Source organism: Ensifer sp. ZNC0028 (genome assembly GCF_000799055.1).
In the GTDB taxonomy this organism is placed as follows: Bacteria; Pseudomonadota; Alphaproteobacteria; order Rhizobiales; family Rhizobiaceae; genus Ensifer.
This window is the reverse complement of the sequence record NZ_JTLA01000156.1, coordinates 1-9,736: the sequence shown is the minus strand read 5'-3', so window position 1 is coordinate 9,736 and position 9,736 is coordinate 1. Positions and strand designations below refer to the sequence as shown.

Annotated in this window: 7 protein-coding genes and 1 pseudogene; all 8 read left to right on the top strand. The window is 63.1% G+C overall.

From position 1 onward, the window contains the following. Positions 1–1,458: amino acid ABC transporter permease (locus tag L981_RS30550; protein WP_052202111.1), on the top strand; the 1,458-nt coding region annotated here is incomplete at its 5' end. A 10-nt stretch (positions 1,459–1,468) separates the two neighbouring features. Further along, entirely contained in the window at positions 1,469–2,131 is a 663-nt protein-coding gene (locus L981_RS30545) for an SDR family oxidoreductase (protein WP_043625698.1), read from the top strand. Positions 2,132–2,144: 13 nt separating this feature from the next. Next, positions 2,145–5,177, top strand: coding sequence for an aminotransferase class III-fold pyridoxal phosphate-dependent enzyme (locus L981_RS30540; protein ID WP_052202110.1), 3,033 nt, complete (start codon positions 2,145–2,147; stop codon positions 5,175–5,177). Between the two features lie 197 nt (positions 5,178–5,374). Further along, positions 5,375–6,523, top strand: a complete 1,149-nt coding sequence (locus tag L981_RS30535) for an ABC transporter ATP-binding protein (RefSeq protein WP_043625695.1) — start codon at positions 5,375–5,377, stop codon at positions 6,521–6,523. 20 nt (positions 6,524–6,543) lie between these two features. Continuing rightward, positions 6,544–7,773: a sugar ABC transporter substrate-binding protein gene (locus L981_RS30530; protein WP_043625692.1), complete on the top strand. Its 1,230-nt coding sequence runs from the start codon at positions 6,544–6,546 to the stop codon at positions 7,771–7,773. A 19-nt stretch (positions 7,774–7,792) separates the two neighbouring features. Continuing rightward, positions 7,793–8,749, top strand: coding sequence for a carbohydrate ABC transporter permease (locus L981_RS30525; protein ID WP_043625690.1), 957 nt, complete (start codon positions 7,793–7,795; stop codon positions 8,747–8,749). Further along, positions 8,742–9,554: a carbohydrate ABC transporter permease gene (locus tag L981_RS30520; RefSeq protein WP_043625687.1), complete on the top strand. Its 813-nt coding sequence runs from the start codon at positions 8,742–8,744 to the stop codon at positions 9,552–9,554. Before L981_RS30525 ends, L981_RS30520 begins: the two co-directional genes overlap by 8 nt. A 4-nt stretch (positions 9,555–9,558) precedes the next feature. Next, a pseudogene (locus L981_RS36095) lies at positions 9,559–9,736 on the top strand (glycoside hydrolase family 37); the annotation flags it as partial.

Sequence of the window (9,736 nt, the reverse complement as noted above, 5' to 3'; positions counted from 1 at the left end):
GTGTTCTCGCGCGCCAAGGCGCCGCGCCCGCGGCTTGCGAACTTTGCCGCGCTGCTCAATCTCGCTGCCGCCGCCGTTCTCGTCATCGGCCACAACATCCACCCCTTCGTCGCATCCGTCGTCGCCAACGGCGTCGATCCGTTCAAGTCGACGCTGATCGTCAAGGGCGTGACGCCCCGGCAGTTGACGGAAGCCGCGGACCTGATGGTGCAGGGCGTCGAAGCCTGGCTGTTCCCCGCCTATCTCGCCGTCACGCTGGTTGGCCTCGGGCTTCATTTCGTCAGCGGCCGTCCAGATGCCCCTTCCGACGGAAAGGCGCGTCGCGTCGCCCGCTGGATCCTGGGTCTCACCAATGGCGCCGGTTTGGTCTTCGTCTTTTTCTTCGCCCATATCGCCTTTGCGGCCGGGGTCGCGACCACCATCCGCGCCGCGATCGCAGCCTATATCCTGGCGGCGCTCATGGGCCTTGTCTGGGTCGGACTGCTGCAACTGCATTCGACCGTCAGAACCAGCCTCTATTTTGCCATTGCCACCCTTGTGCTGGCGGTTGCGGCCGGCTGGTTCCTGATGCAGCCGCGCGACACCTACGTGCTCGCCGGCACGCTTGAGGGCAAGGTCGGCATCGTCACCAACACGCCGGCGGGCCTGATCAGCGCGGTGCGCTTCGGCCAGTATGACGGTGCGCCGCAGACGGAAACGCCGGTGCGCACCTTCGTCGGCCCGGCCGAGGCGCTCGCCTCGATTGCCAAGGGTGAAGGCGTTTCAGGTGCCCTGCTGCCGGCCGCTTCCGCGCCCGCCGACATGCCCGTCCTCTGGAAAACCGAGGCGCTCAACGATCGCGATCGTGCCGCCGGTGTCACCGTCGCCGTGCTTGCGATCATACTTGGCCTACTCACTTTCGGCGGCTATTTGCACCAGCGCCACCCGCTGGCGATCGGCTCGGAGTTCATCGTCGATACGATCCGCGGCATCCCCATGCTGGTGATCGTGCTCTATGTTGGCCTGCCCTTAAGCGGGGCGCTCAAGGACGCGACACAAGGCGTGCTCGATCCGCCAAACCTGATGCGCGGCATCGTCGCCATGGCGCTCGCCTATTCGGCCTATCTCGCCGAAATCTTCCGCTCGGGCATCAACGCGATCCCGGTCGGCCAGATAGAGGCGGCGCGCAGCATCGGTCTCAACCGCTGGCAGACGGCGCGTCTCGTCGTGCTGCCGCAGGCCTTCCGCATCATCATCCCGCCGCTCGGCAACGAACTGATTGCGATCCTCAAGGACACGTCGCTCTTGTCGATCCTGTCGATCCGCGACATCACCCAGCGCATGCGCGAGTTCCAATCGGCAAGCTTCCTGCCGTTTGCACCCTACAACTCGGCGGCGATCTTCTACATCTTCCTGACGCTGGCTGCGGCAAGCCTCGTCAACATGGTCGAGCGGAAATATGACATCAAGCACCGCTAAATCTCGCACGGTGCTGATCACTGGCACCTCGCGCGGCCTCGGCGCGGAGCTCGCGCGGCTCTACGCCGAAGACGGCTGGCGGGTGATCGCCTGCCAGCGGGAGCCGATCTCGAGCGAAGGCTCGGCGGATCGCTTGGCGCTGGATGTTGCCGATCCGGCGTCAATCGAGGCCCTTGGGCGGTCGCTACAGGGCGTCGCGATCGACTTGCTGATCAACAACGCGGCCGTGCGCGGCGATGTCGGGGGCCTTGCGACGCTTGAGCCGGGCGACTTTCTCGACGTGATGCGGGTGAATGCGCTGGCGCCGCTCTTGGTGACGCGGGCGCTGCTTGCGAACCTGCGCGCCGGCAAACAGACTGTCGTCGCCAATATCAGCAGCCGCGCCGGGTCGCTCGCCGAAGGCACGCTCGACGATGACGACGGCGACTATGCCTACCGCTGCTCCAAGGCGGCGTTGAACATGGCGACGGTCAAGCTTGCCCAGGATCTGGAGCGCGACGGGATCTCCGTCGTTTCGCTGCATCCGGGCTGGGTGCAGACGGACATGGGCGGCAGCGACGCCGTCGTTTCGGTGGTTCAAAGTGCGGCCGGGTTGAAGGCGATCATCGACAGCACAGGCTTGGTCGATAGCGGCAGTTTCCGCGCCTATGACGGGCGCCGGGTTTCGTGGTGACAGGACAGTGACTATGGCAGACAGAGATTTGAGAACCGAGCAGGAACTGGCGACGATCCGGGCCTGGCTCACCGAGACCTACGGCATCGAGGCGAGCCTGTCGCCGCTACCGGGCGAGCACGATCTCAACTATCGCGTCTCCGCCGCCGATGGCCAGGAGTACCTGCTGAAGCTGCACGCCGCCGGCGATGCGGACGAACTGGACATGCAGGTGGCTGTGCTCGAACACCTCGCGGCCAAGGCATCGGGCTTGCCGGTCTCGCGGGCGTTTCGTGATCGTTCAGGCGGTGTCGCCAGCCGGGTCGAACTTCGGGGTCCGCGCACCGCACGGCTTCTCTCCTGGCTGCCGGGCGATATCTGGGCGAAGGCGCCGCGGCGCGATACGGCAAGCGCCGAAAGTCTCGGGCGCCTGCTCGCCGGACTTGATCGCAGTCTCGAAGATTTTTCCCATGCCGGCGCCAAGCGGCTCTATGCCTGGGACATCGGCCGCGCCGACATGCACCGCAAGCATGTGGAACTGATCGACGGCGACGACAAGCGCGAAGCGGTCGATGCGATCCTCGACCGCTTTGCTGCGGCGGTGCTTCCGCGTCTGGCGTCGTGCCCGATGCAGGTCATTCACAACGACGCCAACGACTATAACGTGCTGCTCGACAAGGACGGAACCGTCAGCGGTCTGCTCGACTTCGGCGATATGGTCGAGACCTGGCGGGTGATCGAGATCGCCGTCGCTTCCGCCTATGCGCTGATCGGCACTGCCGATCCTGTCGGCACGATCGCAGCCCTTGCCGGTGCCTACCACCAGGTCAATCCGTTGAGCGAAACGGAAATCGAACTGGTCTTCGATCTGGTCGTGACCCGCTACGCCGTCAGCATGTGCATGGCGGCAAAGCAGATCCGCGACAATCCCGAAAATACCTATCTGCTCGTCAGCCAGGAGGACGTCTGGCGCGAACTCAATCGCCTGCAGGGCGAGAACCGCGCAATCGCCATCGCGCGCATCCGCGACGCCTGCGGTTTCGCACCGATCCCGCAGGCCGCCGCCGTCGTTCGCTGGCTCGAAAAGAACGCGCATGACTTCGCGCCGATCGTTCAGCCCTCGGTCGAAAAGCCGAAGGTGACGGTGTTCGATTTCTCAGCCTCGGGATCTGAAGCCGCGCAATGGGCAAACCTCGACGCGGCGGAAGCCGAAGCCCGTATCATGGCCCAGATCGGCAGCGAAGGCGCCGCCTTCGGCATCGGCCTTTACGGCGAGGATCGTGGCATCTATCAGGGTGACGCTTACGAGACGGCGATAGAGGGCGCGCGGCGCTCGGTCCATCTCGGCGTCGATATCTTCGCGCCGGCGGGCGAGCCGGTCTCGGCGCCCTTTGCCGGCAAGGTCGCCTTCATTCACGACGACGCGGTCGCCTACGGTTTCGGCCCGACCGTGCTTCTCGAGCACGAGATCGAAAACGGCGTTCGCTTCTGGACGCTTTACGGTCACCTGTCACGCGACAGCGTTGCCAAGCTCACCGATGGGCAGGCGATCGCCAAGGGCGAGGTTTTTGTCACCTTCGGTTCCGCTGCCGAAAACGGCAACTGGGCGCCGCATCTGCATTTCCAGGTCGTCACCGATCATCTCGGTCTTGGCGGACAGATGCATGGCGTCGGCGTTGGCGACCAATGGCAGGTCTGGCGCGAGGTGAGCCCGGATCCGAGCGTCGTGCTTGGCCTTTCGGTTCCGGTGTCGGTGATCGTGCCGCGCGACAAAGCGTTTCTGGTGCGTGAACGCCATCGCCGCATCGGCCGGTCGTTGAGCATCGCCTATAGCGCCACCCCCTTGAAGATCGTTGGCGGCGAAGGTGCGCATCTGATCGACGAGGACGGCACGCGCTGGCTCGACATGGTCAACAATGTCTGCCACGTCGGCCATTGCCACCCGCGCGTCGTCAAGGCCGCGCAGGCGCAGATGCAAATACTCAACACCAATTCGCGTTATCTGCACGATTCGCTGGTCGAGTATTCGCGCCGGCTCGCCGCCCAGTTCCCGGATCCGCTGAACGTCTGCTTCTTCGTCAATTCCGGCAGCGAGGCGAACGACCTCGCGATCCGGCTGGCGCGCGCCTATACCGGCAACCGCGATATCATCACCGTCGATCACGCCTATCACGGCCATCTGTCGAGCCTCATCGACGTCAGCCCCTACAAATTCGCCGGCAAGGGCGGGGAAGGCCAGGCGGCGCATGTGAAGGTCGCCGAGATGCCCGACCTCTACCGCGGGCGCTATCGCTACGGCGATGTCGATGCGGGCCGGAAGTATGCCGAGGACGTGCGAAGCCAGATCGAAGCCCTCGCCGCGGAGGGCCGTCGCCCGGCGCTGTTTTTCAGCGAGGGCATTCTCGGCACCGGCGGACAGCTGTCGCTGCCGGACGGGTACCTGCGCGAAGCCTATGCGCATGTGCGCGCCGCCGGAGGGCTCTGCCTTGCCGACGAGGTGCAGGTCGGCTTCGGCCGCGTCGGCAGCCACATGTGGGCGCACGAACTGCAGGGCGTTACGCCGGATATCGTCACCATGGGCAAGCCGATCGGCAACGGCCACCCCATGGCGGCCGTCGTCACCACGGAGGCAATCGCTGCGTCCTTTGCCAACGGCATGGAGTATTTCAACACCTTCGGCGGTAATCCGGTTTCCGCGGAAATCGGTCTCGCCGTGCTCGACGTTATCCGCGACGAGCGGCTGATGCACCATTGCCGCGTCGTCGGCGACAGGCTGATGGATGGCGCGCGGGTGCTTGCAGCAAAACATCCGATCATCGGCGATGTCCGCGGCCATGGCCTCTTCAACGGCATCGAGCTGGTGCGCAACCGCGAGACGCTGGAGCCCGCCGCATGCGAGCTCGATTTCGTCATCGCCGAGATGAAGCGCAAGCACCGCATTCTCTTGAGCAGCGAGGGGCCGCACCACAATGTGCTGAAGGTGAAGCCGCCGGCGCCCTTCAGCGTCGAGGATTGCGATCGCTTCCTCAATGCGCTCGACGAGACACTCGGACGTCTAAGCGTCTGAGATAAAACACCAAAAACGGCCGCCTTCGGGCGGCCGTTTTGCTATTGCCAGTGGCCCTCAACAGCAAAATCCGGCTGAAGTGATTTTCCGCTTTACAACAAAGTTAAACGTTTTTATCGTGCATATAAACGTTTAACTAGTCGCTGAACGCCGACCTTTGGTCACCGTTACAGCGCTCCGCCGGCAGGGAGGGCCCGTTGGCAGCGATCCGCATCGACAATTTGCGCAAAGGCTTCGGTTCGCTTGAAGTCTTGAAGGGTATCAACCTCGATATCGCCGATGGCGAGTTCGTCTGCTTTCTCGGTCCGTCCGGCTGTGGCAAGAGCACGCTGCTGCGCTCGATCGCCGGTCTTGAGGAGTTGGATGGCGGTTCGATCCGTCTTGGCGACCGCGACATCACCGATGTCGCCTCGGCCAAGCGCGACATTGCCATGGTCTTCCAGAACTACGCGCTTTATCCGCACATGAACGTGCGAAAGAACCTCTCCTTCGGTCTGGCGCTGAACGGCATGAAGCGCGACGAGATCGATCGGCGTGTCGACAACGCCGCCGACATCTTGCGCATCAAGGAGCTGCTGGCCCGCAAGCCGCGCCAGCTCTCGGGCGGCCAGCGCCAGCGCGTGGCGATCGGCCGCGCCATCGTGCGCGAGCCGAAACTCTTCCTGCTCGACGAGCCGCTGTCGAACCTCGATGCGGGCTTGCGCGTCACCATGCGCGTCGAGTTGGCCGCGCTGCACGAGCGGCTCGGCGTGACGATGATCTATGTCACCCACGACCAGGTCGAGGCGATGACGCTGTCTGATCGGGTTGTCGTGCTCGACAAGGGCAAGGTCAGCCAGTTCGGCACACCGCTCGAACTGTTCTACCAGCCGGCAAACCTGTTCGTCGCCGGCTTCATCGGTTCGCCGCGGATGAATTTCGTCAAGACCGAAGTGACCGGGCAGGTCGATGCATCGGTGACGCTCAACGGCGGCGGTCTTGCCCATCCGCTCACGCTCGAAATGCTCTCGGCCACACCGATCGCAAAGCCCAAGGCGGTGACGCTCGGCATTCGTCCGGACAAGATCGAGCTGGTTTCGGCCGAAGAGGGTCATCTTGTGGGCGACGTCCGCCTGGTCGAACGCCTCGGTACCGAAAGCCACGTCCATATCAGCCTTCAGAACGGCGGCGACATGACCGCGGTCGTGCGCGGCACGCATCCGGTTTCTGCCCGCGAGCGCGTGCATCTGCGTCTGCCGGCCGAGCATTGCCATCTGTTCGACGGCGAGGGCCAGGCGGTTGCGCGGCGTCTCGACGTAGAGACGCAGGCGCTCATCAATCAGGAAAAGGCAAAGCGGGTCGCGTAACCCGAAGGAGGAGGAGAAGCATGCTCAACAGGAAGTCGATCATCGGCTCGCTGATGGTTCTGGCAATGGCCGGAACCGCGACGGCCCGCGCGGAAGAGACCTTGCGTTTTGCGACCTGGGACACGGACGAAAGCCTGGCGATCCAGCAGGAAATCGCCAAGAAATTCGAGGAAAAGCACCCGGGCGTGAAGGTCCAGGTGGAGCCCTATGCCGATGGCTACGATCAGAAGCTGATCGCCGCCTTTGGCGCCGGCAACCCGCCTGATGTCATGTATATGTGGAATTTCCCGCAGTACTACACCTCGCTGAAGCCGCTCGACGATCTGATCGCCAAGGACGCAGCCGAGATCAAGCCGGACGATTTCCCGAAGGGCCTGATGAACACGGTTCGTGTCGAGGGCAAGACCTACGGCATGCCGTCGGGCTTCACCACGCAAGTTGTGTTCTACAACAAGGACATGTTCGCCAAGGCCGGCGTCGAGGAGCCGAAGGACGGCTGGACCTGGGACGACCTGCGCGCCAAGGCCGCCAAGTTCCGTGACGAGCCAAACAAGGTTTACGGCTTTGCCGTTGACGCCAAGCCCGACCCGTACGACTTCGAGCAGTTCCTCTGGTCGAACGGCACCAAATACATCTCCGACGACGGCAAAAAGATCGACGGCTACATGAACAGCGATGCGGCCGCTGAGGTGCTCGACATGTTCGGCGATATGGCCAAGAAGCAGGAAGCGATCACGCTCAACCTCGGCGACGACACGTCGGGCAGCACGCTCTTCAAGGGCGGCAAGATCGCCATGTTCCAGAGCGCCATGTGGTCGAAGTCCGGCATCGACGCCTCCGGCATCAAGTATGGCGTGGCGCCGCTGCCGAAGTTTGGCGAAAAGACCGCCCATTCCGCACTCGGCGTTTCGGCGATCTCGATCGCCAAGGATGCGGCCCATCCGGACCTCGCCTGGGAATTCGTCAAGTTCTTCTCGTCGCCCGAAGCCGTCGCCATGCGCATCAACGACCTGCCGGTGCGCACCAGCGTCGCGGAAGAAAAGGGCATGACCAAGGACCCGATCTACAAGCCGTTCTTCGATATCCTCGCGACCTCCAACACCGAGACCCACGCGTTCCTGAAGAACGCCAACTGGGGCAAGGTCCAGGACAATCTCGCCCGCGCCATCGAGGCGACGATGATCGACCAGGGCAATGCCAAGCAGCATCTCGACGAGGCGGTCGCCCGCTCGAAGCGACTGATCAAGTAAGAAAAGGGAGTACGGGGAGATGGATATGACCTATGCCGGTGCAGAGCCTCAGGTGGCAAGGCGCAAGCGCTCCGCCATCGCGCGCTATGCAGCGCCCTATCTGTTCATCTCCCCGTGGATCCTCGGGTTCCTGTTCTTCACGCTCGGCCCGCTCGTCTTTTCCTTGACGATGAGCTTCTACGACTGGCCTGTCGTCGGCGAGCGCACCTTCGTCGGGCTCGAGAACTACCGTTCCATGCTGTTCGAGGACCCGCAGTTCTGGGAGAGCCTCTGGATCACGGTGAAGTTTGCGGCGATCTACGTGCCGTTCAACATCGTCATGTCGTTCCTGCTGGCGCTGATGCTGCATCACATCACTTTTGCCAGCGGCTTCTTCCGCACCGCCTTTTACCTGCCGAGCGTCATTTCCGGCGTCGCACTGGTGACGATCTGGAGCTGGATCTACAGCCGGGAATACGGCCTTTTGAACTTCATGCTGTCCTTCATCGGCATCGACGGGCCAAACTGGCTCGGCGATCCGAACCTGGCGATCGTCGCGATCATCATCGCCAGCCTCTGGGGGCTTGGCGGCACCATGCTGATCCTTCTGACAGGCCTGAAAGCCATCCCGAAGGAACTCTATGAAGCGGCAACCGTTTCGGGCGTTCCCGGCTGGGCGCAGATGGTGTTCATCACCCTGCCGATGCTCGGGCCGATGCTGCTCTTCACCTTCATCACCTCGATCATCTCCGCCTTCCAGCAGTTGACGATCGCGCTGCTCCTGACCAAGGGCGGGCCGCTCGGCTCCACCTATTTCTTCGCCATGTACATCTACGACAACGCCTTCAAATACTTCGACATGGGTTATGCCGCCGCCGGCTCCTGGGTGATGTTCATCATCGTGCTGCTTCTCAGCCTCGGCGTCATGCGCTGGTCGGCCGCCTGGGTCTATTACGAAGGCGAAGTCCGCGAGAACGATGGAGAACGCAATGCGTAAGACGCTGCTCTATTCCGCGCTCATCCTGCTCTCGGCGCTGTTCATCGCGCCGTTCTACTGGACCTTCATGACGGCGATCAAAAGCTCGGCCGAACTCTACCAGTTCCCGCCGGTCTTCTGGCCCTCCGAATGGCACTGGGAGAATTTCGCCGCCGCCTGGAACAAGCAGCCCTTTGGCACCTACCTCACCAATTCGCTGATCGTGGTGGTGCTCTCGACGATCGGTCAGCTGATCTCCTCGTCGCTGGTTGCCTATGGCTTTGCCCGTTTCCGCTTCCCGGGCCGCGACCCGCTGTTCATCCTGTTGCTCGCGACGATGATGATCCCGTGGGACGTGAAGATGATCCCGCTCTACATGGAGTTCAACCTGCTCGGCTGGATCAACACGCTGAAGCCGCTGATCGTGCCGGCCTATTTCGCCGACGCCTTCTTCGTGTTCCTTTTGCGCCAGTACATCATGACCGTGCCCATGGAGATCGACGAAGCCGCGCGCATGGACGGCGCTAACGCCTTCGACATCTACTGGCGCATCCATCTGCCGCTGATGATGCCGGCGCTGGTGCTGGTCGGCACCTTCCACTTCATGAACGCCTGGAACGACTATCTCGGCCCATTGATCTTCCTCAACGACCAGTCGAAATACACGCTGACCCTCGGGCTTTCGATGTTCAAGGGCCTGCACGAGGTGGACGTGACCTCGATCGCCGCGATCACGGTGATCCTCTGCCTGCCGCCGCTCGCGCTCTTCTTCGTCGCCCAGCGCTACATCATGGATGGCGCGGTCGGCTCGTCGGTGAAGGGATAAGGGCATGCTGTTCGATATCGAGTATGTCCCCTTCAGCCGCAGGGGCCGGTTCCTGACGCTCTCGATGATGCGGGTGCCGGGCCGCGACGGCGAGCGGGCGCTTTATCTGCGCCACGTCGCCGGCGGTGATGAGCGGCCGTCGCTTGGTCGCCTCTGCCGCGTCGAATTTCTCGATGCGGCGG